Annotated in this window: 21 protein-coding genes and 1 tRNA gene; 16 read left to right on the top strand and 6 right to left on the bottom strand. The window is 70.8% G+C overall.

The window, feature by feature from the left end; all coding sequences use genetic code 11:
* Positions 1-7: 7 nt before the first annotated feature.
* The 3 genes from AB0383_RS00955 to AB0383_RS00945 form a co-directional block, all read right to left on the bottom strand.
* Positions 8-3,706, bottom strand: coding sequence for an FkbM family methyltransferase (locus AB0383_RS00955; protein WP_366184318.1), 3,699 nt, complete (start codon positions 3,704-3,706; stop codon positions 8-10).
* Entirely contained in the window at positions 3,699-4,895 is a 1,197-nt protein-coding gene (locus tag AB0383_RS00950; protein WP_364173914.1) for a hypothetical protein, read from the bottom strand. Before AB0383_RS00950 ends, AB0383_RS00955 begins: the two co-directional genes overlap by 8 nt.
* 135 nt (positions 4,896-5,030) lie before the next feature.
* On the bottom strand, positions 5,031-6,362 hold the full coding sequence (locus AB0383_RS00945) for a hypothetical protein (protein ID WP_366184316.1): 1,332 nt from the start codon (positions 6,360-6,362) through the stop codon (positions 5,031-5,033).
* A gap of 114 nt (positions 6,363-6,476) precedes the next feature.
* Here AB0383_RS00945 and AB0383_RS00940 point away from each other — a divergent pair, with 114 nt between their 5' ends.
* The 4 genes from AB0383_RS00940 to AB0383_RS00925 all read left to right on the top strand — a co-directional run bounded on the left by AB0383_RS00940 (position 6,477) and on the right by AB0383_RS00925 (position 8,914).
* On the top strand, positions 6,477-6,965 hold the full coding sequence (locus AB0383_RS00940) for a hypothetical protein (protein ID WP_366184314.1): 489 nt from the start codon (positions 6,477-6,479) through the stop codon (positions 6,963-6,965).
* A 121-nt stretch (positions 6,966-7,086) separates the two neighbouring features.
* Positions 7,087-7,692, top strand: coding sequence for a hypothetical protein (locus tag AB0383_RS00935; protein WP_220245527.1), 606 nt, complete (start codon positions 7,087-7,089; stop codon positions 7,690-7,692).
* Positions 7,693-7,884: 192 nt separating this feature from the next.
* Positions 7,885-8,427, top strand: coding sequence for a DUF2716 domain-containing protein (locus AB0383_RS00930; RefSeq protein WP_366184312.1), 543 nt, complete (start codon positions 7,885-7,887; stop codon positions 8,425-8,427).
* An 85-nt stretch (positions 8,428-8,512) separates the two neighbouring features.
* Complete coding sequence (locus AB0383_RS00925) at positions 8,513-8,914, top strand: immunity 7 family protein (RefSeq protein ID WP_364173901.1); 402 nt, start codon at positions 8,513-8,515, stop codon at positions 8,912-8,914.
* 91 nt (positions 8,915-9,005) lie between these two features.
* Here the strand turns inward: AB0383_RS00925 and AB0383_RS00920 are convergent, their stop codons facing one another.
* Both AB0383_RS00920 and AB0383_RS00915 read right to left on the bottom strand, forming a co-directional pair.
* On the bottom strand, positions 9,006-10,478 hold the full coding sequence (locus AB0383_RS00920; RefSeq protein WP_366184310.1) for a phosphocholine-specific phospholipase C: 1,473 nt from the start codon (positions 10,476-10,478) through the stop codon (positions 9,006-9,008).
* Positions 10,479-11,544: 1,066 nt separating this feature from the next.
* Positions 11,545-11,617, bottom strand: a tRNA-Gly gene (locus AB0383_RS00915).
* A gap of 219 nt (positions 11,618-11,836) precedes the next feature.
* Here AB0383_RS00915 and AB0383_RS00910 point away from each other — a divergent pair.
* The 11 genes from AB0383_RS00910 to AB0383_RS00860 all read left to right on the top strand — a co-directional run bounded on the left by AB0383_RS00910 (position 11,837) and on the right by AB0383_RS00860 (position 23,044).
* Complete coding sequence (locus AB0383_RS00910) at positions 11,837-13,447, top strand: sigma-70 family RNA polymerase sigma factor (protein ID WP_366184308.1); 1,611 nt, start codon at positions 11,837-11,839, stop codon at positions 13,445-13,447.
* A 108-nt stretch (positions 13,448-13,555) separates the two neighbouring features.
* Positions 13,556-13,996 carry a DUF983 domain-containing protein gene (locus AB0383_RS00905; RefSeq protein WP_220245532.1) on the top strand — a complete coding sequence of 147 codons (441 nt, stop codon included), beginning with the start codon at positions 13,556-13,558 and terminating at the stop codon, positions 13,994-13,996.
* A 68-nt stretch (positions 13,997-14,064) separates the two neighbouring features.
* The gene (locus AB0383_RS00900; protein ID WP_364173892.1) at positions 14,065-14,925 is read left to right on the top strand and encodes a DNA-formamidopyrimidine glycosylase family protein; all 861 of its coding nucleotides are present in this window, start codon (positions 14,065-14,067) and stop codon (positions 14,923-14,925) included.
* 212 nt (positions 14,926-15,137) lie between these two features.
* Positions 15,138-16,439 (top strand): histidine kinase, encoded by a 1,302-nt coding sequence (locus tag AB0383_RS00895; RefSeq protein WP_354865887.1) that lies wholly within the window; start codon positions 15,138-15,140, stop codon positions 16,437-16,439.
* An 18-nt stretch (positions 16,440-16,457) separates the two neighbouring features.
* Positions 16,458-17,303 (top strand): S49 family peptidase, encoded by an 846-nt coding sequence (locus AB0383_RS00890; protein ID WP_364173888.1) that lies wholly within the window; start codon positions 16,458-16,460, stop codon positions 17,301-17,303.
* Between the two features lie 162 nt (positions 17,304-17,465).
* The gene (locus tag AB0383_RS00885) at positions 17,466-18,299 is read left to right on the top strand and encodes a LytTR family DNA-binding domain-containing protein (protein WP_364173885.1); all 834 of its coding nucleotides are present in this window, start codon (positions 17,466-17,468) and stop codon (positions 18,297-18,299) included.
* Positions 18,300-18,303: 4 nt separating this feature from the next.
* Complete coding sequence (locus AB0383_RS00880; protein WP_364043725.1) at positions 18,304-18,810, top strand: hypothetical protein; 507 nt, start codon at positions 18,304-18,306, stop codon at positions 18,808-18,810.
* Between the two features lie 69 nt (positions 18,811-18,879).
* Positions 18,880-20,667: a cation acetate symporter gene (locus AB0383_RS00875; RefSeq protein WP_366184304.1), complete on the top strand. Its 1,788-nt coding sequence runs from the start codon at positions 18,880-18,882 to the stop codon at positions 20,665-20,667.
* Positions 20,668-20,786: 119 nt separating this feature from the next.
* Positions 20,787-21,104 carry a DUF485 domain-containing protein gene (locus tag AB0383_RS00870; protein ID WP_364043731.1) on the top strand — a complete coding sequence of 106 codons (318 nt, stop codon included), beginning with the start codon at positions 20,787-20,789 and terminating at the stop codon, positions 21,102-21,104.
* Between the two features lie 50 nt (positions 21,105-21,154).
* Positions 21,155-21,505, top strand: coding sequence for a rhodanese-like domain-containing protein (locus AB0383_RS00865; protein ID WP_364173879.1), 351 nt, complete (start codon positions 21,155-21,157; stop codon positions 21,503-21,505).
* A gap of 606 nt (positions 21,506-22,111) precedes the next feature.
* Entirely contained in the window at positions 22,112-23,044 is a 933-nt protein-coding gene (locus AB0383_RS00860; protein WP_364174211.1) for a DUF4328 domain-containing protein, read from the top strand.
* A 305-nt stretch (positions 23,045-23,349) separates the two neighbouring features.
* Here the strand turns inward: AB0383_RS00860 and AB0383_RS00855 are convergent, their stop codons facing one another.
* On the bottom strand, positions 23,350-23,943 hold the full coding sequence (locus AB0383_RS00855; RefSeq protein ID WP_366184301.1) for a TetR/AcrR family transcriptional regulator: 594 nt from the start codon (positions 23,941-23,943) through the stop codon (positions 23,350-23,352).
* Between the two features lie 100 nt (positions 23,944-24,043).
* Here AB0383_RS00855 and mca point away from each other — a divergent pair, with 100 nt between their 5' ends.
* Complete coding sequence (gene mca, locus AB0383_RS00850) at positions 24,044-24,841, top strand: mycothiol conjugate amidase Mca (RefSeq protein WP_366184299.1); 798 nt, start codon at positions 24,044-24,046, stop codon at positions 24,839-24,841.
* Positions 24,842-24,864 lie beyond the last annotated feature (23 nt).

Here is a 24,864-nt window from a genome sequence, read left to right as displayed (position 1 = left end):
GCGGGAGTCACGCAGGCTCGAGCCACAACGTCACGAAGGCCTTCGCGTCGCCCTCGGCGGCCGCGATCAGCGCTGCGTCGTCGAGGGAACGCTCGTCCGGGCCGGAGTCGCCGACGATCTTCGACGTGTAGCCCAGCGAGCGGTAGCCCGCCAGAACCGCGGCCGGGTCGTCGCCGAGCTCCCGGATGGCGCACGGGTCGAACTCGCACACCACGTGCGGACGGTCGCGCTCGAGCACCGAGCGCAGGCCCGCCAGCGCGCGGTGGTCGCGGCCCTGCAGGTCGACCTTCACGAGGCCGATCCGCTGCGCCGTCACCGCCGGCAGCGAGTCGAGCCGCACGGCGGGCACCTCGATGCCCGGGCCCTCGGCGCTCACGCGGTTGTCGCCGCTGTTGCCCTCGGTGGCCTGCGTGAGGCGTACGGTCCCGGCCGAGTCCCAGGCCGCCGACTCGACGACCGTGACCAGTTCGGCGGCCGCCGGCGGCAGGTTGACGGAGACGTTCCGGCGCAGGTAAGCCGCGTTGACCGGGTCGGCCTCCACCGCGACCACGCGGGTGACGTCCGGCGTGGCCCGCAGCAGCCGCAGCGTGTGGTAGCCGACGTGGGCGCCGACGTCGAGGAACGCGCCCTGGGCCAGGCGCGCCATCAGGTCGGCCTCGCCGTCTTCCCAGGACCGGTGGAAGACGATCCACGGCAGCATGACCTGGTCGACCGGCATGAGCAGCGCGCCGACGTCGCACGGCACCACGTCGGCGCCGTGCGGCACCGGGGCGTGGGCCAGGCGGGCGGCGGCGCGCATGGCGCTCACGTCGAGCGTCACGCGCTGGATGGCCTTCTCGTCGGCGTCCAGCCGCTCGTCGCGCTGGGAGAACATCTTGTGCACCGACGTCGTGGTCGCCTCGAGATCGGCGCCGAAGCCGCCGTAGCCCTCGGACAGCTTCGTCACGTCGGCTTCGAGGTTGCGCAGTGCCAGCTCAGTGGCCGGGGCGCGCTGACGCAGCTCCCCGACGGTGTCGTCGAGCGTCTTCATGCGCTCGCCCAGCGTCTGGCTGTCGCTCCGCGCGCCTTCGGCGGCCCGGGCCGCGTCGGCGAAGCCGTGCTCCAGCGCCTCGATGCGCTCCAGCAGCCGCCGGTTGCTCTCCTCCGCGCCGGCCAGCAACGCGCCCATCACCTTGCGCTGGTGGACGTCGTAGTGGTCGATCGCGCGCAGCACGGCCTTGCGCAGCGCGGGCGCGAGCGGCAGCCGCGACGGGGCGGCCGGCTCGGGCCGCCAGTGCAGGGCCTGCCCGGCGTCGTGCAGCGGGGTGATCGGGTGCGGCGGCGCGGGCCGGCCGGCGTGGCGGCCCGACTGCCACACGCCGTACGCGTCCTGCAGCTGCTCGCGCATCCACTTGGCCGCCGTGGCCATCGAGCGCTCGCGCAGGATGTACGCGCGCGCCGCCTGGCCGCGCTTCGCGGCTTCGGCCGGGTTGTCCGCGACCTCGCGCATCGCGGCGGCCGCGGCGTCGAGATCGGGGTCGGCCCACACGGCGTCGGCGTGGTACGGGTAGTTGTCCTTGCCCACCGGCACCAGCCGGAACGGCACGGGCCAGCCCGTGGACGCGTCGAGGAACTCCGTGGTGCTGGAGTAGTTCGTGGAGATCACCGGCATCGCGCGCGCCATCGCTTCGGCGACGGTGAGGCCGAAGCCCTCGCTGCGGTGCAGGGAGACGTAGCAGGTGCTGCGCTCGTACAGCTCATGCAGCTCGGCCACCGACAGGTAGCGCTCCACCAGCTCGATGCGGTCGTCACCGACAACCGCCGCGCGGAGGCGCTCGGCCGCGTTGGGGTGCAGCTTCGCGTTGATCGCCTTGATCGTGAGGCGCACGTCGTCGCGGCCGTCGAACGCGCGGCGGAACGCCTCGACGGCACCCCACGGGTTCTTGCGCTCGGCCACGCTGTTGAAGTCGAACGCGAACAGGAACCGCACCGGTTCGCCCTGCTCACGCGCGGGCGGCGACGGCTCACCCGGGTCGCGCACCGGCACCGGGATCGTCTTCACGGGGATCGGCGAGTGCGCGGAGATGGCGCGGCGGCAGAACTCGCTCACCGTCCACACCTCGTCGAGCATCCCGAACGCCTCGTGCTGCCACTCGGGGAAGTCCTCGAGCTCCCAGGCCCACAGCCCGATGCGGTAGCGGCCGTTGCCGACCTCGGGGTGGTTGGTGAGGATCACGCGCGTCTGGTCCGCGTTCACCGCGAGCACGCTCAGCGGGAACCGCGGGTCGCCGACCGTCGCCGGCCGCTCGATGCCCGTGCGGTTCGACACCGCCTTCTCCTCGAGCACCGACGCCACCGGCACACCGCCGGTCTCGATGGCCTCGAGCACGATCCGGCCCATCTCGCCCAGGCCCAGCTCGGCCGTGAGGTAGCCGAGCAGGTTGACGCCGAACTCGTCGGCCGGCGGGTGGCCGGCGGGCCGCTCGCCGGGCAGCGCCCACTCGGGCAGCCCGGCCTCACTGACGCCGGAACCGGCGCACCAGAAGCGGAAGTTGTCGGCGTCGGCGCCGTATGGGTGCGGGAACGCCATCTGCAGGTCGATGCGCGAAGCCCAGATCGCGTGCGTCAGCCGGTTGAGCCCGGCGGCGGCCTGCGCCTGGTCCTCGGGCGTGGCCAGCCACTCGCGCAGGGCCTGGCCGCCGTCCTCGCCGTACGCGTGGGGCGGCGCGGGCTTGTTCTTGCGCTCGGCCTTGATCCAGCCCTCGCGGAACACGCGGCGGGCGAGCTTCGGCACTTCGGTGCCGTCGCGGAAGTTCTTGAAGCCGTAGGGGATCGAGTCGAGTGTCTCGGCGTAGCCGGCTTCACGCAGCTTCGCGCCGTACGAGTCGCAGATGGCCCGCAGGTCGTCGTTGTGCGACAGCAGCACGCGCGGCTTGCGTGCGCAGTGGAAGCTCAGCAGCCACGGCTTCTCCGGCCGGTAGCCGCTGAAGTGGAAGAAGCGCAGGGCGGCGCCGCCGGCGGTGTACGTGCCGTCGGCGGCGCGCGCGATCGGGCGCTCGTGGAGGTTCCAGTAGGCGACGTCGAAACCCGGGTCGGTGACCACGTGATTGCGGAACAGCGCCGGCACCTGGTCCACCCACCGCTGGTCGGTGAACAGCTGCTGCTCGGGCGCCACGATCGCGTCGTGGCGCAGGCGCCCGGCCCAGAAGTCGAGGAACGCGCCCGCGCCCTGGCCGACGCCGATGAAGCCGAGGTTGAACATGCCGGTGCCCATGATCACGGCGTCGTCCGGCTCGAGGCCGTCCTGCGGCAGCGGGGTCAGGAAGTGTGGCGCGAGCACGATGTCGTGCTCGCGGGCCAGCTCCGTGACCTCGGGGATCGGGGCGAACAGCTCGATGTCCGGGTCGATGTACATCGCGACCTCGGACGTCTTCAGCAGCTCGCGCAGCAGGTACGGCTTGGCCGACGTGGCGAGCTCGGTGACCGAGTACGCCGTGGCCATCCGCAGGTAGTCGGGCTCGTCGATGCCGAACGCGGCGGGGCCGACGACCTGCGTGCCGTCTTCGAGCTCGGTCACCTCGTCGCGCGGCGCGTCGATCACCGCGATCACGAAGCGGCCGTCCGGGTGCTGCGCGAGGTAGGACCGGGCCAGCACGCGCGCCGCGGGAACGTAGTTCCGCGCGACGATCGTGCAGGCGGTGGCTCCGGTGCTGCCGTGCTCAGGCATCGGCAGGCAGGGTGGTGAGCTGCTGGTTCAGCGCGGAGGAGAAGTCCGCCTTCACCGTCGACAGGTCTCCCTTGCCGGAGACGTCGATGCGGACGATCACGTTGCCGTGCGCGTAGTGGCCGCGCTCCTGAGCAGACTGGCCGTCCTTCTTGTCGATCGTGGTCGCGAAGACGCCGTCGGGCGCGGCGGTGTCGCGCTTGGCGCCGTTGGTGACCTGGATCTGCATGAGCTTGTCGGCCGCGGTCGCCGCCGCGGTCGGGCTCGACGCCTGGGTCAGCAGCAGCGTGATCTGGTCACCGTTGTCGAGGTGGTAGACCACGAACTTGGCCTTGCCGGCGCCGGCGGCCTGGTAGGCCTCGAGTTCGTCGGGGTTCAGGTACGACAGGCTGTTGACCTGGCTGAACGACGTGATGTCGTCATGGGTCTCGGCCTTGCCCGGCATGTTCGCGACGGCCAGGGGGTCCGGCGGCTTCGGCGCGCTGGAGGGCGCCTGCTGCGTCGGCTGGGCGGTGGGCTGCTCGTTGCCGCCCCCGCTGTCGCGGCCCCAGAGCCAGTAGGCGCCGAAGGCGATCGCGGCCAGCACGACCACGGCGCCGACGATCGCGCCGACCTTCTTGCCGTTGCCCGACTTGGGCTTCTCGGCGAAGAACTCGGGACCCTGGCGGAAGGAGTCACTGCCCGTCGGGCCGAGCGGAGGCAGTTCGCCGCCGCCCCACGGCGGGCTCTGGTCGCCTTCGGGCGCGTTCCACGGCTGCTGCTGCGGGAAGCCGCCGGCCGGGGAGGCGGGTTGCTGGAACCCACCGGGCGGGGAGTACTGCGCCTGCGGCGGCTGCTGCTGGGGCTGCACGTACTCGGTGCGCGCGGGGTCGGCGTGCTGCTGCATCTGCCAGGACTGCACGGCCTGCGTGCGCTCCGCGCTCGGGTCACCGGCGGGCTGCTGCGGCGCGGCCGGGGGCTGCTGCTGCGGGGGCTGTTGCTGGGGCTGCTGGGGCATCCCCTGCGGCGGGCTGACCGGCGTGATGATCTGCGTCGAGTCCGCGCTCGGGGCGGCCTGCTGCGGCGCCGGCTGGTCCTGCTGGCCGACGGCCGAGGACAGCACCTGGTCGCGCCGGATCCGGTAGTCGTCCGCGGACAGCCGCCCTGACGCGAGCTCCTCGTCCAGCCGCCGCAGCTCCTCCTGCCAGGACACCAGGGCCCCCCTTATCTGTCGGCATGGCGACGATCAGTGCGCCACCGCGACCCGATGTGTGTGACGACGTGGACATTGTGCACGGCTGTGACCCCGCGCGACCCCGCGGGTCGACTTCCGTGGCCGGGCCTCGCGTCAGCGGGCGGGCAGGGCCGCCGCGACCTTCGTGCGGATCTGTTCGATCCGCGACCGGAGCACCACCGCGTCGTCGGTGAGCGGCTGCGACACGCCGATGCCGATCGCCACCGGACCGGAGGTGTACCAGAACGCGAGGACCCGCCCGGCCGGGCTGCTGCCGGAGTAGAGCAGGTCCGTCGGCCCGGGTCCGAGCGGTGTGCTGTCGAAGCCGCCCGCCGTGAGGTTCTGCTTCAGGCCCTTCACGAGCTGCGCGGCCTGCGCGGGTGACGGTGTCGGCACGGCGAGTAGGATCGTGCCGTTGTCGGTGTGCGTGGTGTCGGCGTACGCGTGGTAGACGAGCTCGGTCGCGGTGGCGGTCTTCATCAGGTCCGCGTCGGCCTGCGACAGCACCTTCAGCTCCACGGCCTTGTCGAGCGACATCGTCGAGTTGTCGGGGTTCGGCGTGCCCGCCAGCGCGGGCAGCTTGTCCTCCAGCGAGGCCGACGGGTCCTGGCTGCCGGTGGCCGAGGGGACCGGTGGCGGCGAGACGGTGTCGGCGCTGTCGCTCTGGTCCGGCCGGTTGCCGATGTACCAGATCCCGCCGACGACCAGCGCCAGCACGACCAGCACCCCCAGTGACAGGAACAGCCACGTCGGCTTCTTCTTCCGCGGCGGCGCTTCCTCGCAGAGGCGGCGCAGCTCGGGCGTCTGCTGCCGGCCGAGGTCACTCGTGTCGCCGGTGACGGGCAGGTAGCCGGTCGGTCGCGTGTCGGCCGGGCTCGGCGCGGTCGCGAACGACGGCTCGCCGTTCTTCGGGCTCCACCGCGGCTTCCGGGTCAGCGACGACCGCGGCGGCCGCTGCGGCTTGGCCTTCTTGTCCTGCTTGTCCGGCTGGCGCGCTCGCTGCGGCTCGGCGGGCACGGGCTCGGTGACCTGCTGCTGGACGGGGTGCCAGACCGGCTGGGGCTGGGGTTGCTGGGGCTGGGATTGCTGCTGCTGGATCGCCGGGTTGGCGCTGGCCCACGTGTTCGGCGTATTAGGAGTATTCGGCGCGGCCGGCGCCCAGCCCTGCTGGGGCTGGTTCCACGACACCGGCTCGGCGTTCCACGTCCCCGCGGCCGGGCTCGGCTCGGTGACCTGGGCCGGGATCTCGCCTGCGTCCGCCCGCAACGGCGACGCCACCGGCGAGGCCGCCCCCCCACCCGAGGCCTCCGCGAGCAGCTCCTCGCGCTTGTGCCGGTGCTCGGCGTGCCCGATCCGGCCCGCGGCCAGGTCGGAGTCCAGCCGCCGAAGCTCTTCCTGCCAGCTCATCGCCATCCTCTGCCACTGGTCGGGGCCGTAGTTTTTCATGCACCCGGACCTGCGGGGGTACCGGTTTGTCGACTCGTGATCGATTCGTCGGCGAGATCATTCCGCGCCAGTCGCGTGGCGTCCAGGGTCCAGGGCCGTCCGTAGGATCGGTGTATGTCCTCCGCCCGCGGTGAACTCGCCGCCTTGGCCATGGACCGGCTCGTCGGCCGGACCGTGCTGCCCGACGATCTGGTCACCGCGGCGGCGCGGGCGATCGTCGCGGGCCTCGACTCGCCGACTCTGCCCGAGCTGGCCGGTCTCGGCCACGACGACACGACCGCGTCCGACCTGTTCTCGCAGGTTGTGGCCGAGCTGGGCATCGAGGTGCCCACCGACGCGGCGACGGCCCGTTGGCAGCTGCTCGGCGAGGCGCTGGCGGCTCTGGCGCGCGGCGACGTGTCGGTGAACGAAGGCGCCACCGCCGTCTGGGAGCTCGACAGGCGGCTTGACTACCCCGATGCGCTGGACGAGATGCGGCGGTGGATCGCGATGCTCGACTCCTGGATCCCCACCGACGTCACACCCGTCAGCTTCTGCGAGGACCAGATCCTCCAACGGGCCCGTGAACTTCTTTCCGGAAACTGGCCGCCCGTCACCCGTTGAGCGGCAAAAACTGTCGTACACACGTTCTAAAATTGGCCGTGTCCAGGGGAGATGCCGCTCGCGCACTGCACACGCGACGGGCGGCATCGGCGAAGAGTTCGGACCGGAAGGCGGCTGACCCATGGCCTACATCACCCTGCCCACGTTCGTCGGCTACAGCGCGAGCACGGGTCCCACGCGGTCGTCGTTCGTGCGGCGCCAGCGGCGGCTGTACGAGGACCCGGCGCGGGCGGCGTTCAACTACTACCGGCGGGCGGCCAACGCGGTGCGGGCCGGGCGCGCGGCGCGGCAGGACGAGGTGGCGATGCGTTCGCTGGTCCACCACGCCGACGACCGCACGCGCCCGCACTACTCGGCCATCGCCGAGGGGTGGCTGCGCTATCTGGGCCGGCGCGACCCGAAGCTGATCGAGGTCGGCCGGGCGCGCGTGCCGCTGGGGGAGCTGGAAGTGGGCCTGAGCCCGCAGCTCGGCCTGCGCAAGAGCAACGGCCAGCGCTACGCGACTTGGCTCTACTTCAAGGAGGAACCGCTGACGCGCGACGCCGCGCAGCTCGCGCTGTGGCTGCTCACCCAAGGCCTGTCCGACATTCTGCCGGGCGGCGAGGCGCTGGTCGTCGACGTGCGGCGCGCGAAGGAGTTCACGCTCACGGCGCGCGACCGCGAGCGGCTGCGGCCGTGGGCGCACAGCGAGGCGTCGGCCTTCATGACCCTGTGGGACGCTGCGTGATGTGACGTTCGGTAACGGTCGGTGACCGGGCACTCGGGCTGCGCTCGGTCACCGATCCCGCAGGCCACAGGCCCGGGACGCACCCACTCGGGTGACGCATTTGGCACTCGGCGGCTATGGACTGGACAATCTCGCCCCCGGACACGAAGCTTTCGACAGTTTTGAGCCGGCCGATGACTTCGAGGTCGATAAGTGAACGCAGCAGCCTGGGAGCCGCTCTCAAGAGTGGCCGACGAGCCCGCTTGGTACTGGGTCTACAACAAGCTCGGCTTCTGGCCGAGCACTTTCGCGCACGACTGGCCCGGCTTCCGCGAGCCCACGCCGTCGCGCACGTGGGATCTGTCGGCGGGTGACTTCGACCGCGCGTCGGCGGAATTTCGGCTCGGGCCGTACGCGGTGGAGGAGCCCGATGTCGCGCGGATCGTGCTGGCGGCGCTGAAGGAGAGCGTGCGCGAGGACGAGTGGCTGTGGGTGCTGCACTGGCAGCATCAGTCGTTCAAGTTCTGGCCGCACCGCATGCCCGAGGGTGCGGCGTGGCCCGTGCCCGTGTTCCCGCGCGGCGACTACCACCTGTTCCTCGCCGAGGACTTCAGCTTCGGCACGCTCGGGCACCCGTGGGAACGCACGTTGTGCGCGTTCGGCGATCGGCTGCTGCCCGCCGTGGGGAAGCACGGCGAGGGCGTGCTGACCAAGGTCCTGCGCCGCGACGGCCGCCCCAGCGCCCTGGCGCGCTGACCGCCCGTCCCGCCTGGGGAACCGCCCGTCGCGGCGGGCCGACCGGCGCATCGGCGCAGCTTGTGGCGCTGCTACCGTTCGCGACGTGTACGAATACCACGGCTGGGTGACCATCGCGGCGACCACGAGCGGCGACGACGACGCTGCTCTGCTGGAGCGCCTGGTCGATCGCGTCCACCGAGCCGTGCGCGACGCCGGCACCCTGGACCTCGTCGACCTCCGCTGGAGCGCGGGCATGCCGATGCTGCACCTCGGCGGCCTCGACAAGCACGGCGGCGCGATCGCGCCCGAGCTGCTGGAGACGTTCACGCGCGTCGGCGAGCTGGCGCCCGGCTCATACGGGCTGCTGCACGTCTGGGACGACCAGGATCCCGACCACGACAACGAGTTCCGCGTGTTCCGCATGGCGCGCGGCCTCGTGACCGAGTTCTGCGACGAGCACCTCACGCCGGTCGCCCCGATCGTGTTGGACGTGTACGAGCTGTAGAAAACGCACGAACGGCCCCTTCGCGCTTGTGGCGCGAGAGGGGCCGTTCGCTTTTTCTGCCCCGGCCGACGGCGTTCTTGGTGGAGCGCCGTCAGTGGTGGTGGTTCGGCGTCTGCGGGCGGCTGCCTGGCTCCTGGCGCGGCGGCTTCTGGTCCGTGCCAGGGAACACCGGGGCGGGCAGGTTCGCGGCCTCGTAGCGCGACAGCGTGAGCGGGCCCGAGGTGTCGGGCAGCGTCGGCGGCTGCGCCATGTGGTCGTTGAAGCGGAACGCCGAGGTCATGTCACCGAAGGTCTTGCGGCGCCAGTCGGAGATGTTCGTCTCCTTCACGCCGGTGACCTGCTCGAGGAACTGCAGGGTCGACGTGTGGTCGAACGGCTCGCTGCACACCCAGCCACCCGCGGTCCAGGGCGAGATCACGATCGCCGGCACGCGGTAGCCCGCGCCGACGGGGAGGTCGTTGCCCTTGGTGCCGCCGTGGGAGGTGCCGTTCACGTACTCGTGCGGGGTGCCGGCGGGCGGGATCGGCGGGACGACGTGGTCGAAAAGGCCGTCGTTCTCGTCGTAGTTGAGGATGAACACGGTCTTGGCCCACACGTCCGGGTTGGACGCGATGGCGTTGATCTTCGAGGCGACGAACGCCGCGCCCTCGGCGGGTGTGTAGTTCGGGTGCTCCGAAGCCGTGGAGGTGCAGATGATCCACGAGACGGTGGGCAGCTTGTCGTTGCGCGCGTCGTACTCGAACTGGCCCTCGGGTCGGTGGGTCAGGCCGTTGACGGCGAGCGGCGAGTCGGCCGGCGCGTTCTTGAAGTTGGCGAAGTTCTCGAGCATGTTGCAGCCGTAGGTGTCGCTCTGCTCGTAGACCTTCCAGCTCACGCCCGCGGCCTGGAGGCGCTCCGCGTACGTGGTCCAGGTGTAGCCGCCGGTGGGGGCGGTGTTTTCGAGGATGGGGCCGCCGTTCACGCCGTCGGGGTCGACGGTGCCGGTCATCCACATCATGCGGTTGGGCCACGTCGGACCGAGCACCGAGCAGAAGTAGGAGTCGCACACGGTGAACGCCTCGGCGAGCGCGAACTGGAACGGCAGGTCGGCGCGCGTGTGGTAGCCCATCACGTACGGGCCGTTCTTGCCGTCGGCCTTGCGGTGCGCCGGGAGCCAGCTGTCCATCTTGCCGCCGTTGAGGGCGTCGTGCTGGACCTGCCAGGCGTGGGAGGTCGAGGGGATCTTCTGGGCGTTGGTGGCGTGCGTGTCGAGGTGGAACGGCAGCGCGTAGCCGGCGGGGTTCTCGGTGTCGGGCTGGTAGAACACTGACTTGCCGTTCGGCAGCTTCTTGGCGTGCGGGTCGCCGAACCCGCGAACGCCGCGCATGGTGCCGAAGTAGTGGTCGAACGACCGGTTTTCCTGCATCAGCAGCACGACGTGCTCGATGTCCTTGATCGAGCCGTGCTTGGGCGCTCCCTGGGCGAGCGCCTTCTGCACGCTGGGCGGAAGGAGCGTGGCCGCGGCAGCGGCGGCCGCAGCCCCGGCGGTGGATCCGAGCAGACGGCGACGAGTCAGTTCGGTCATGGCTCACACCCTGCTGCCACGCCGTCACCCAAAAAGGTGGTTATCTCAGAACGAGTGACTAACACATGATGAAAACAACTTCCGAACTACCCAACAACCCCGAACCGCCCTGTTCTCGCTGGTAAACGCATTAGGCCACCCGGCGGTTCCCCTCGGCGCCCTGTTTTGCCTTGCTCTCCGCTGGCTCTCCTCTAACCCTCCGCTTGCCTTCGGCCGCACTTGCTCGGGTGTTCGTCCTGCCGGAGCCGGGCACCTGTGTGGGTGGTTTCGGGTGCCGCTGGACGCACCCCGATCATCGATTGTGTGGGGGCTGCGGATCGAGATGCAGGGAGGGGTCTGGGTGCCCTCGCCGCTGCGTTGCCGGCCTCTGTTCGCGAGATGGCAGTCGCCGCGGTTGGGAGATTGCTCGCCCACTGCGCAGCCCGCGTGCCTGCCGGTCCGCGCCTCACTCATACACAGGCAGACGTCCTCACCCGCAACTCAGCAACGCGGTTCTCTCACCACTCAACGTGGCCGCGCAGCGCATTTCACCCGCAACTCACCAACGCGGCCGGCCGGACCACCCACCTCGGCCGCGCGGGAGAACGGTCACCCCGCAACTCGCCACGGCGCTCGCCTCCCGGCCAACTTCAGCCGCGCCGCGCGCTCTCACCGGCACCTCACCACCGCGGGGCGCCCACCGACCAACTCACCCGAGCACAACGCCTCACCCGCAACTCGCCTCGGGAGCTCGTCTCACCACTCAGCTCGGCCGCGCAGCGCGTCTCACCCGCGCCTGAACAACGCATGCCACTCACCGGGAAATCTCGGCCGCGCAGCGCGTCTCACCCGCAACCCACCAACGCAGGTCTCTCACCACTGAACTCGGCCGCGCAGCGCGTCTCACCCGCAACCCACAACGCAGGTCTCTCACCACGAGCACTGCGCCCCGCGCAGTAGCTCCCCAACTCCACCATGCAGGAATGGTCACCGATGGCACCGCGGGGGTCCGGGGGCTCGGCCCCCGGGAGACATGGCGAGGGCCACCGGGTCTGCGCATTCCGCAGACACAGTGGCCCCTGGACCGAGCGGATGACGGGATTCGAACCCGCGACCCTCACCTTGGCAAGGTGATGCGCTACCAGCTGCGCTACATCCGCGTTGACCGCTTGTTGCTCGGTGTTGTCGTAACTCTATACCGAGGGATGAGAGCCACTTTCGGGGGGTCCACCTTGTCCCAGCCCGGCCTGTGACGTGCCTCGACTCGGTGCTTCGGTGTCACATCGGGCGTACAAGGGGTGACGACGGGCTTTTCGCTCCGTATGGTGTCCCCATTCGACCGAGTGGTGAGTCCTTCGGGGGAGGAGGTGCCTTGCCGGATGACCGAGCTGGGCACGGCGCCGCCACCAGCGGCCTCGGAATCCGACGAGCAGGCACTTCTTCAGCGGCTCCGCAACGGGGAAGACGCCGCGTTCGGGGAGCTGTTCGAGCTCCACGCGGCGGCCGTGCGGAGATTGGCGCAGAGCCTCGCGTCCGACAGTTCCGAGGCCGAGGACATCACGGCCGAGACGTTCTTCCGGGTCCTGCAGGCGCTGCGGCGCGGCGCGGGCCCGCGTGACTACGTCCGCGCGTACCTCCTGACCGTCGCCCGCCGCGTGTCGTGGGAGTGGCACGGGGCGCGCCGCGATGTGCCGGTGACCGACGACGAGCTGACGTTCCGCGCCGGCGCGGGCGCCGATACCAACGCGCGCACCGCCGAGCACACGCTGATCACCACGGCGTTCACGAGTCTGCCCGAGCGTTGGCGCACGGTGTTGTGGCAGACCGAGGTCGAGGGCGAGCAGCCAGCCATGGTCGCGCCGCACTTCGGGCTTTCGGCCAACGCGACGGCGGCGCTCGCCCGCCGTGCTCGCCAAGGGCTGCGGGCGGCCTACCTGCAGGCGCACCTTTCGGTGAACCGCGGGCCGGGGACGTGCCGTTCGGTCGTCGAGAAGATGGGCGGCTTCACGGCGGGCAGCGTCACGGGCGCCGAGGCGGAGCGGATCAAGGCGCACCTGCTGGGGTGCGCATCCTGTCGGGCGACGCAGGACGAGCTGCGCGATGTCTGTTCCTCGCTGCGCGCGCACGCCGAGGTGATCGTGGTCGCGGTGCCGGCGCTGGTGGGCCTCGGCAAGGCCGCCGGGGTGACGGGGGTCGTCACCACTGTGAAGGGCGTGCTGTTCGGTTCGAAGGTGAAGGTGGGCCTCGCGCTCGCGTCGACGGCCGCCGCGGGCGTCGCCGGGTTCACGACCGGTCCGCTCGTGTTCGGTTCGCACCCGGTGCAGGACGTCGGCCTCCAGGGTGGCGCGCCGGAGCTGGCGTTGCAGCCGCCCGCGCCGCCGGCTCAGCAGCCGCCTCCGCAGGTGCAGCACGGGCCGCGCGTGGCGACCGGGCAGTTGCACGGCGCCGCGCGCCCGCAGCACCCGTCGGCCCACACCGTCGGCTCGCATCTGGGCACCAACGACGTGCCGAAGCTCTCGGGCGGGCCCGGCGCCGGGCAGCCGTCCGGCGGTTCGGCCCGCGACGACCTCCCCGTCGGCAGCCAGTCGCACGCCCCGATGTCGAGCCAGAACTCCACGGACACCACCGAGTCCACGGACTCGCGCGCCGACACCGACCCGGATCTGACGTCGGGCGCCCCGTGCGACGACCCGACGATCGATGGCCCTTTCAGCACCACGCGGACCTCGTACCCGCCGTCGTTCGTGCCGCCGCCGACGTTCACGTACGTGCCCCCGCCGGAGACCTACCTCCCGCCGACGGTCACGACCACGCCGACGCCGGGTGACACCGTCCCGGAGAAGCCCGAATCGTCCGCGAAGTCCGCTCCGACCAAGTCCACGCCGTCCGAGACCCGGTCCGAAACGGATACGACTTCCCAGGACTCGGGAGACGTGACCCCGTCGGATGTCACCGGTTCGGCCGATTCCGATTCGCCGCCGGCTCCCTGAGCAGCGGAAACCGGGCAAACCTCACGCCACGCTCCGTGACCACCTCGCGCTGACGGGCGCCGTCACGATAACGTTGACCGACTCGAGCGTCGCCCGGGAGGCAACAGGATGAACCGGCTGGTACGCGGTGAAGACGGCCGCGACTGGGTGGTCCGAGCCCAGATGGAGTGGCGTGCGCCCGCCACCGCGGACGATTTCGAACACGACGTGGCCGGCAGCTACACGCCGGGCATCGCCATGCTCTTGGTCACCGCCTTCCTGGCTGTGGTGCTCGTGATCTGGACGCCGGACCAGGTGCGTGTGCCGGCGTGGGTGTTCCTCGCGATCCTGCTGGTGCTGCTGTTCTTCCCGTTGCGCTGGATCCTGCGCCGGCCGTGGACGGTCGTCGCCGAAACCGAGGGCGACGTGGCGGGCGACCGGCCCTCGGAGCGCTGGGTCGGCACGATCCGGGGCATGTTCACGGTGTCGGGCGAGGTCAAGCGGATCACGAAGACGATCCAGAAGCACTCGCTGCCTGATTTCGACGGTCCTCTGCACCCTGTCGAATAGGCCTGTCGAATAGGGCTGTCGAGTAACGGCACCTGGCCGATTCGGGCAGCGCGAGCAAGACTGGTGCCATGCCCGAGCTGCCCGAGGTCGAAGCACTCGCCCACCACCTGCGCGAACACGCCGTGGGCTCCACGGTGTTCCGGCTCGACGTAGCCTCGCTCAGCGTCCTGAAGACGGCAGTGCCGCCCTACACCGAGCTGCACGGCCGCGAAATCACCGGCACCACCCGCCACGGCAAGCACCTCGATGTGGTCCTCGGCGACCTGCATCTCGTCGTCCACCTCGCCCGCGCCGGCTGGCTGCGCTGGTCCGACCAGCTTTCGCCCACGCCGTTGAAGCCGGGCAAGGGCCCGATCTCGCTGCGCGTGCACCTCAACGCCGCGGCCGGCCCGGGCTTCGACCTCACAGAGGCCGGCACGAAGAAGGGCCTCGCCGTCTGGATCGTCCACGACCCGAGCGAGATCCCGAGCGTCGCGCGCCTGGGGCCGGACGCGCTGTCGCTCGACGCGTCGCAGCTGCGCGAGCTCTTCGCCGGCAAGGGCACGCGGCTCAAGTGGGCGCTCACCGACCAGTCGCTCATCGCCGGCATCGGCAACGCCTACTCCGACGAGATCATGCACAAGGCGAAGCTCTCCCCGTACGCCACCGTCGGCAAGCTCGACGAGGGCGCGCTGGAGACCCTGGCCGCCGCGATCCACGACATCGAGTCCGACGCCGTGCAGCGCTCCGTCGGCCAGAAGGCCGCGATGCTCAAGGGGGAGAAGCGCTCGGGCCTGCGCGTGCACGCCCGCACCGGCCTGCCCTGCCCGGTCTGCGGCGACACCATCCGCGAGATCTCCTTCGCCGACAAGTCCTTCCAGTACTGCCCGACCTGCCAGACGGGCGGCAAACCCCTGGCCGACCGCCGGATGTCGCGGTTGCTCAAGTAACGCGGGGCCCGGGCTCCGCGAACCCCCGCAGGACGGGTCCGTTCGCGCCGTGAGAGCGCTGGGCCGAACGGGAAAATCCACTCCGCCAGCCGTCGCAGGGAGTGACCATGCGGCCCTGGCACGCCGCTCGGTAGGGTTCAACCACCCTCGGTCGTCACAACTGGACAGAAAGTGGGGAGCAAGCCTTGCACCCGGTCGGTCGAGCGCAGAGCATGGACGTCGTGTCCGCCTTCCCCCTCGCGCAGGTCGTCCCGTGGACGCTGGCCGGTGTGCTCGCGGTCATCGTCCTGGTGCTGCTCTTCAAGGTGCGCCGGCCCAAGGGCGTGATCCAGGACGCGGTGCTGCAGGCCGTGCACCGGATGTCGAAGGCCACGCCGAACCTGCGCGCCGGGCTCGACGAGGAGGCCGCCAACCGGATGACGGCCGAGCTGCTCGAAGTGCTCGACTGCCTCGCCGTGGGAATCACCGACAGTGAGGGCACGCTCCTGTCCTGGGCCGGCGAGGCCACGGACCACTACCTCGACCTCGTCGACGACATCGGCACCGCGCTGCGCAAGCACCGCCGCGCCGTCGCCGATCACAACCGCATGCCGTGCAACCACCGCGGCACCTGCAAGATGAAAACCGCCGCCATCGTGCCGATCCTGGTCGAGGGCACGGCGGAGGCCACGCTGATCGTCGTCGGGCGCACGCGCGGCAAGCTCGTGCAGATGGCCGAGGCCGTGGCGCAGTTCGTCTGCACGCAGTTCGAGCTGGCGCGCCTCGAGGAGTCGCGCAACCAGCTGAACCAGGCCGAGATCAAGGCCCTGCGCGCGCAGATCTCGCCGCACTTCGTCTACAACGCGCTGAACACGATCTCCGCGCTGATCCGCACGGACCCCGAAGAGGCGCGCGAGCTGCTTCAGGACTTCGCCGACTTCACGCGCTACTCGTTCCGCACCTCCGGCATGTACACCACGCTCGCCGAGGAGCTGCGCAACATCGACCGCTACCTCACGATCGAGAACGCCCGCTTCGGCGGCCGGCTCGAGGTGCGGATGAAGATCGCGCCCGAGGTGCTGAGCGTGGTCGTGCCGTTCCTGATCATCCAGCCGCTGGTGGAAAACGCGGTGAAGCACGGCCTGGCGAGCAAGCCCAGCGGCGGCTGCGTCACGGTGATCGCGCAGGACTACGGCACCGAGGCCCTGATCAGCGTCGAGGACGACGGCATCGGCATGGATCCGCGCGCGCTCACCGACCTGAAGAACGCGCACCGCACCGGCGCCCACGTCGGCCTCGGCAACATCAACCAGCGAATGCGCCAGGTCTTCGGCGAGGACTACGCGCTCACCGTCGACACCGCGCCCGGTGCCGGCATGAAGGTGACGCTGCGCGTGCCGAAGTTCAAGCTCGGCGTGCGCCCGAACATGCCCGACTACTCGGCCGACGTGCCATCACAGGGCGGCCCCGAGGACACCGAGGTCGAGCACAACGGTGTGAACGGATCGCGTTCGGGCATGCTGCCCGCCCTCTGACATGGCTAGCCTGGCGGCATGAGCGTTACCGAGAAGCTGACGTCCCGCCTGCCTGTGCTCGGCGACCGCGTCGAGCGCAAGGACGTGGTCGCGGTGGTGAAGCTGCACGGCGTGATCACGCCTTCGCCTTCGCCGCTGGCGCGCGGCTCGATCAACCTGGCGGCCGTCGAGTCGGCGCTGACCAGGGCGTTCGGCCACGATCGGCTCAAGGCGGTGGCGCTGCTGATCAACTCGCCGGGTGGCGCGCCGACGCAGTCGGGCCTGGTCGCGGAGCGCATCCGCCAGCTGGCCGACGAGAAGAAAGTGCCCGTGCTCGCCTTCGCCGAGGACGTCGCGGCGTCCGGCGGCTACTGGCTCGCGTGCGCGGCCGACGAGATCTTCGCCCACCGCACGTCGATGGTCGGCTCCATCGGCGTGATCAGCGGTGGCTTCGGGTTCACGGGCCTGTTGGAGCGCTTCGGCATCGAGCGCCGGCTGCACACGGCGGGCGCGAACAAGTCGCGCCTCGACCCGTTCAGCCCGGAGAAGCCCGAGGACGTCGAGTGGCTGAAGAAGATGCACAGCCAGCTCCACGAGCTGTTCGTCGACTGGGTCAAGGAGCGCCGCGGCAGCCGGCTCGCCGACACCGAGGACCTGTTCACCGGCGACGTCTGGCTCGGGCAGAAGGCGCTCGACCTCGGCCTGATCGACGGCCTCGGCTCGCTGCGCCAGATCGTCACCGAGCGGTACCCGGACGCCGAGATCTCCGTGGCGGAGCCGAAGAAGCCGCTGCTGGCCCGGCTCGGCATCGGCGCCCCCGCGGCGGCGAGCGCGGTGCTGGACGCGGTGACCACCAAGGCCGCGTGGGCCCGCTTCGGTTTGTGACCTCCGGACACCCGTGCGCGTCCGGCACTCGCCCGGTTGGCCGCACTGTCGTACGGCACCGTGCCGCGCCCGTGACCAGGAATGGGGCAAAGGGGGCGTCGGCTTTCCCCGACGGGCGGATGAGCGGGACGGGGCTGGACATTGCACTCGGCAATCGGCAGGATGCGTCTCACTGTGAGTGCTCATGAAGACACCCGGAAGCTCATCGTCCTGGCGGTGGACGACGAGCTCAACGGGCTTGACGAACTGACCCACGGCCTGAAGAACAATCCGCACATCCACCGCGTCTTCAAAGCGTCGGACGCTTCCGACGCGCTGCGGTTGTTCTCCCACGACGACCCCGAGCTCATCGCCCGGCGTGCGCAGGGCCTGCCGACGGTCGACGCCGTGTTCGCGGACATCGACATGCCCGGCCTGTCCGGTATGGAGATGTCGCGCGTGATCGCGGCGATGAACCCGTCGCCGATCCTGGTGTTCGTCACGGGCCACGCCGAGGAAGCCGTGAACGCGTTCGACCTCGGCGCCGTCGACTACGTGCTCAAGCCGTTCCAGCAGGACCGCCTCGACCGGTCTGTCTCGCGGGTGCGCGAGAAGCTGGCTTCGGCCGCCTCGCCACCGCCCGGGCAGCGCGCGGGCGAGCCGGTGAAGAACGACGACGAGGTGATCCCCGTCGAGCTCGCCGGCACCACCAAGCTCATCCCGCGCTCGTCGGTGCGCTGGGTGGAGGCTCAAGGCGACTACGCCCGGCTGTTCACCACCGAGGGCAGCCACCTGGTGCGCATCCCGCTGGCCCAGCTCGAGGAACGCTGGGAGAAGGCCGGGTTCGTGCGCATCCACCGCTCGTTCCTGGTCGCGTTGCCGCTGATCACGGAGCTGCGCATGGGCCAGGGTGGCTACCAGGTCGTGATCGGCAACGAGGAGAAGGTGCTGCCGGTCAGCCGGCGGCACACGCGGGCGCTGAAGGACCGGCTCGTCGGCTCCGGCCGCGGCGGCTGAGCCTGTGTCAGCGCCCGACGACCCGTACCACCGCCTGGCCAACGGCGTCCGCGAACCGGACCCGACGCTGGGTCGCGTGCCCGAGGACAGCGCGGTCGTGGAGCCGGTGCCGCCGGCGCCCGAGCCGCTGCGCCCGGCCGAGCCCGCACACGAGAAGCCGAAGCGGCAGCGCGTGGTGCTGGCCGACCCGCGCCAGTCGGCGGGCCGGATGCGCGCGCGCGTCGAGCTGGAGGAGCAGACCAGCTGGGGAAAGCTACTGGTCCGCGACCTGGTGAAGGTGCAGCTGCGCACGGCCGTGCTGCTGGCGTTGCTCGTGCTACTGGTGCTCGGTGCGATGCCCGTGTTGTTCTACCTGCTGCCCGCCGTCGCGCGGTTCACGGTGATCGGCATCCCGATCCCGTGGCTCGTGCTCGGGCTGCTGCCGTTCCCGTTCCTGTTCGCGGTGGGCCTTTGGTACAACCGGCTCGCCGAGCGCCACGAGCGCGACTTCGTGGACATGATCGAAAACTGACCGCCGCGGACGGGAAAGCCCCGGTGGCGGGGCATCACCTGGCCGCGGGCTCGTGCGAGGATTCCAGCCGTGCAGCTGAACCCGTGGGCGTTGACCGGCATCGTGCTGGTCGCCCTCGCGACGTACTACCTCGGGTACCGCTCCTCGCGTTCGGCCACCAGCACACACGATTTCCTTGTCGCCAGGCGAACAGTCCGTTCGCGCCGCAACGCCGCGGCCATCTCGGGTGAGTACCTCTCGGCGGCGTCGTTCCTGGGCGTCGCGGGCATCGTGCTCAAGGAAGGCGCCGACGCCACCTGGTACCCGATCGGCTTCACCGCCGGCTACCTCGCGCTGATGCTGTTCGTGGCCGCGCCGCTGCGGCGCTCGGGCGCGTACACGCTGCCGGACTTCGTGGAGATGCGCCTCGGTTCGCTGGGGCTGCGCCGCTTCGCGACGGCGTTCGTGGTGTTCATCGGGATCCTCTACATGGTCCCGCAGCTGCAGGGCGCGGGGCTCACGCTCGCGTCGATCCTGCCCGTGCCCGCGTGGGTGGGCGCGGTCGTCGTCACGGTGCTGGTCAGCATCAACGTGATCGCCGGCGGCATGCGCGCGATCACGGTGGTCCAGGCCTTCCAGTACTGGCTCAAGCTGTTCGCGATCTCCGTGCCGACTTTCGTGCTGTGCATGGTGTTCTTCTCCGGCGGCGGCCCCGGCGGCGTGCGCGCGCTCGGTGCGCCCGCCCCGCCCGTGTTCTCGCAGGACACCACGGTTTCAGTGCAGACCGACGTGACGGTGAACGTCACCACCGAGACCTACTTCTACGCCGACGGCCGCATCGACGACGGCCCCGCGCGCGGCGTGGCGCGCTGGTCGCCGCTGATCCCGCACACGGTCGAGAAGGGCACCACGCTCAAGTTCGCCGCGGGCACGCCGGTGCCGGTGATCAGCGACGCGCCGGCGAGCAACGACGCCTGGCTGCACCCCGCGTCCGGCAAGATCACCGACCTGCTGCAGACGTACTCGCTGATCTTCGCGCTGTTCCTCGGCACCATGGGCCTGCCCCACGTGCTGGTGCGCTTCTACACCAACCCTGACGGCAAGGCCGCGCGCCGCACGACCGTCCACGTGCTGTTGCTTCTCGGGTTGTTCTACCTGTTCCCGACGATGCTGGGCGCACTGTCGCGGATGTACGTGCCGCAGCTGCTCGTCACCGGCAACACCGACGCGGCCGTGCTGATGCTGCCGTCGGCGATGGTGCCGGGGATCGTGGGCCAGATCCTCGCGGCGGTCGTGGCGGCGGGGGCGTTCGCGGCGTTCCTGTCGAGTTCGTCGGGGCTGCTGGTGAGCGTGGCCGGCGTGGTGTCCACGGACCTCCTTCCCGGGCGCGTCAAGGATTTCAAGGTGGGCACGGCCATCGTCGCGCTGTGTCCGCTCGGCTTGGCGTTCCTGCTGCGCACGGAGGACATCTCGTTGTCGATCGGGCTGACGTTCGCTTTGGCGGCGTCGACGTTCAGCCCGCTGCTGCTGCTCGGCATCTGGTGGCGCAAGCTCAGCTGGCCGGGCGCGCTGGCGGGCATGCTCGTCGGCGGCGGGCTGGTGCTGGCGGCGCTGGGCGTCGACATCGCTGCGGGCTACGCGAGTTTCGAAGCGCCTTGGTTCACGAGCCAGCCGGGCCTGATCTCGGTGCCGGCGGCGTTCCTCACGACGTACGTGGTCAGCCGCCTGACCCGCTACGGGCGCCCGGAGCTGGTCAACGACATCATGCTGCGGCTGCACGCCCCCGACCCGCTCGGCCTCATGAACGACCGGGCCGTCGCGCGGTTCGGCCAGGCGGAGGACAAGGCCCGAGCGGGGCGAGGCCGGCACCGCAAGTAGGTCACTCGGAGTCACTTTGTATTCACCCGATTCGACGAGGTCGCATCAGCCTTTCCGGGGCGGAAGATCTTCGTGTTGGTCGTGTCGGTGTTTTCAGGTCGTTGTCGGGAAGGGGTGCCGTGGAACGCACCGAAGCGGACGTCGACTGGGAGCACGTGCAGGCGACCCCCGAGTTCCAGCAGCTGCGCCGGCGTCGGCGCGGGTTCGTGTTCCCCATGTCGGCGGCGTTTCTGGCCTGGTACCTGCTCTACGTGCTCCTCGCCGACTACGCGCACGCGTTCATGAGCGCGCGCCTGTGGGGCAACATCACCGTGGGTTTGGTGCTGGGCCTGGCGCAGTTCTTGACGACGTTCGTCATCACGGCGTTGTATGTGCGCTTCGCGAACCGCAAACTGGATCCCCTGGCCGCGGAGCTGCGCGCCGAGTACGGGGGCTAGCGTCTGGTTCCTCACACGCGTACAACGCCTGGACATGGGAGCATGGAACTGTGGTGAGCCCCGCTGAACTGCCGACCGCCGAGGTCCGTGACCTGCCGAAGGACGGCGTCCCCCTGCTGGACGTCCGCGAGGACGACGAGTGGGCCGCCGGCCACGCGCCCGGCGCCGTGCACATCCCCCTCGGCGAGCTGCCCGCGCGGGTCGACGAGCTCGCCGAGCTCCCCGACGACCAGCCCGTCTACGTCATCTGCCGCAGCGGCGGCCGCTCCGCCCGCGCCACCGCCTGGCTCAACGCCAGCGGCTGGGACGCGGTCAACGTCGCCGGCGGCATGGGCGCCTGGGCCCGCGAGGGCCGCGCCATGGTGAGCGAAAACGCGGGCGCCGAACCCGAGGTCATCTGACGGATGCACCCAGCCCAGCCCCCCGTCCCCCCGGGATCCGCGCACCCCGCGGGTCCCCAGGGCGGCGCGGGCTGGCCCCAGTACCCGCCTTGGCAGGGTGAGTCTTCACCCGACGGCTGGGTGCCGGGCTTTGGTGCGCCGCCGGCCGGCAGTCCTGATTCACCTGCGGGCCCCTCGGGTCAGCACGCCGGGGTGCCTCACTCTGCGCCGGGTTTCGGTGCGCCGCCGGCCGGCAGTCCTGATTCACCCGCGGGCGCCTCGGACCAGCACACCGCCTCGCACGCCGGGGTGCCGCACTCCGCGCCAGGCGGCGCTGGTCCCTCTTCTTCGCCCTCGGCCGGCCCGGCCCATCCCGGCGGGTACTCGCAGGTGGGCAACCACCCGGCGCAGGCTGGCCCACACCCCGGCGCCTACCCGGCCGAGGCCGGTCAGCAGCCGGGATTCGCCGCACCTGCCCAGCAAGGCGGTGCCCTGGCGCAGTACCCGCCTTGGCAGGGTGAGCCGTCTCCCGACGGCTGGGTGCCGGGTTTCGGTGCGCCGCCGGCCGGCGGTCCTGGTCAAACGGCCAACCAGCCGCGACCGTTCACCGCCGCCCCGCAGGGCCAGGTGCAGCGAACCGCGCCGGAGTACCCCGCCACTCCGCGGCAACGTCCGCGCTTGAAGTGGGTCGCCTCGCCCCCGCCCGGTTCGGTGATCCGGCGGCGCGCCGTGGCGACCACGCCGTACACCGGCCCGCCGTCCTACCCGGTCCCGCCGCGCTGGGGCTTCCCGAACCTCGTCTGGCGCCGCCCGACGACCGTGCCCGGCACGGCCTCCGGCGCGGTGCGCGCGATCGACCGCATCCCGGTCCTGGCGCAGAGCCTCAACACCATCCTGTGGACGTTCGTGTTCCTCGCCCTCGCCGCGGCGGGGTCGGAGATCTGGCGCTACGTCCTGCTGGTGCAGAGCCGCGACTCCGCGCTGAGCACCTCGGTGGTCGGGTTCTCCGACGCGTTGGTGGTCACCGCCGGCCTGCTCACCACGATCCTTTCGCTGCTCCCGGCGGGCCTGGCCGTGTGGTGGCTGCTCGTCGCCCGCCACGCCGCCGCCGACGAGGCCGGCGTCGAGCCCGCGCGTCCCGTGTGGCAGGTGCTCGTCGGCGTGCTGGTGCCGGTTGCGAACTTGCCCATGGCGCTGTCCGTGGTGGGCGAACTGGAACACGCCGTCCTCCGCCGCCCCCGCGACGAACGCCCCAAGCCCTCCCGCCTCGTCCTCATCTGGTGGGGCACCTGGGTGGCCAACTGGGTGCTCCTCGCGGTCACGATCATCTGGCGCCTGCGCCCGGGCGTCCAGGCGATGGCGGACAGTGTTGTCCTCGTCGCCCTCACCGACCTCACGGCCGCCGCCCTCGCGATCGCCACGGCCCTCGTCATCCGCCGCTTCTCCGACCTCCTGATGCCCATCGCCCCCGGCCGCCTGCGCAAGCTGCGCGTGCTCAAGGTCGACGGCGCCCCGGAACCGGAGCTGCACAACGCCCGCCCGGTCGGGGCCGCTCGCTGAGCTCTCCTGAGCCTCAGCCCTGGCGCGGGGCTCGCTGCTGCCTGTGTTGTCCGACCGCCACCGCTGCTCGCTGAACCTCAGCCGAGCGCCGGTTCGAGCTGTGCGAAGGCCTCCGCCTCCGCCGTCGCATCGAGCCATGCGGCACTTCGCCGCCGCCCCCGGTGCGCTGTCCACGGTCCGGCCGGCGCCGTTCTCCAAGAGTCCCAGCCGGGCTGCGCGAAGGTTTTAGTCGCGGCCTTGGCCTTGCTGACCAGGTGGTCTTGATCCCGGCCGCACCGGCGCCGGTCGGCGCTGCTCGGTGAGCCTTAGCCGAGCGCCGGTTCGAGCTGCCCGAACGCTGTCGCCGCCGCCTCACGCACCTTGGCGACCAGATCCTCGTCGCCGGCGTAGGTGAGGTCCCAGACCTCGTCGAAGAGCAGCCGCAGCACCGAAGTCAGGTGCGCCGCCGCCGCGCGCGCGAGGATGTCGCTGCCGGGGGCCTCGCGTTCCAGCAGGGCGGCGACGAGCTGCTGCTCCCGGTCGAGGTGCATCTGCGTGAGCGCGGCCATGAGCGTCACGCTGGCCCGCACCATCCCGACGAACTCGATCCCCGCGAACCCCAGCAGCGCGCTCCGCTCCTCGAGCGCCGCGAAGTACCCGTCGCGCACCGCCGCGAACGGCGTGCTCGACGGCGCCTGCTGCACCAGCTTCGCCGGCCAGTCGACGAAGTCGTTGCGGATGTCGAAGACCAGGTCCTCCTTGCGCCCGAAGTGGTTGGTCACGGTCATCTTCGCGACGCGCGCCTCCTCGGCGACCTCGGCGATCGTCACCCCCTCGAACCCCCGCGCGATGAACAGCCGCGTCGCCGCGTGCGAGATGTTCTGCCTGGTCTCAAGCTTCTTCTGTTCCCTGAGGCTCACCCGGCTCAGCATACTAGGTCCGACCTAAATTTGTGCTTGACCCAGCGAATTGCCGAGACCTAATCTTAGGTCCGACCTAATCAATCTTGAAGGGACACCGATGACCCTGCGCCTGCTCGCCGTCCACGCCCATCCCGACGACGAATCCAGCAAGGGCGCCGCCACCCTCGCCCGCTACGCCTCCGAAGGCGTCGACGTCCTCGTGGCCACCTGCACCGGCGGCGAACGCGGCGATGTGCTCAACCCAGCGCTGAACACCCCGGCCATCCACAGGGACCTCCCCGCCATCCGCAGACGCGAGATGGCCGCCGCCGCGGAGATTCTGGGTGTGCGCCAACGGTTCCTGGGGCACGTCGACTCCGGCCTCGACCAGCCGTTACCCGAAGGCTGCTTCGCGAAACTGTCCATTGAGGACGCCGCCAAGCCCCTGGCGGACCTGCTCCGCGGATTCCGTCCACAGGGCGTGATCACCTACGACGAGACCGGCGGTTATCCACACCCCGACCACATCCGGACCCACGAAGTCACCCGCGCCGCCTTCGCCGCGACCGACGACGGCACTCCGCGCAAGCTCTACTACCAGGCCACCCTCAGCCGCGCGTGGTTCCAGGCCATGCACGACGCCACACTCGCCGCCGGCCTCGAGTCACAGATGGGCCCGGTCCTCGACGAGCTCCCGCCCGACCGCCTTCGCGCCACCACGAGAATCCGCTGCGAGCAGTACTTCGACACCCGCGACCGCGCCCTCAAAGCCCACGCCACCCAGGCCGACCCGGCCCACCCGTTCTTCCACCACTCGCGCGACGTCGAACGCGCCGCGTGGCCCTGGGAGGAGTACCACCTCGTCGGCGCCACCCCGTACACCCACGAAGACGACCTCTTCGCGGGCCTCCGCTGACCCATCGACCAGCAAGAACCCAG

This window comes from Amycolatopsis sp. NPDC051373, from assembly GCF_040689465.1.
GTDB lineage: Bacteria > Actinomycetota > Actinomycetes > Mycobacteriales > Pseudonocardiaceae > Amycolatopsis.
The sequence above is the reverse complement of the archived record's forward strand: the minus strand, read 5'-3'. Positions and strand labels throughout refer to the sequence as shown.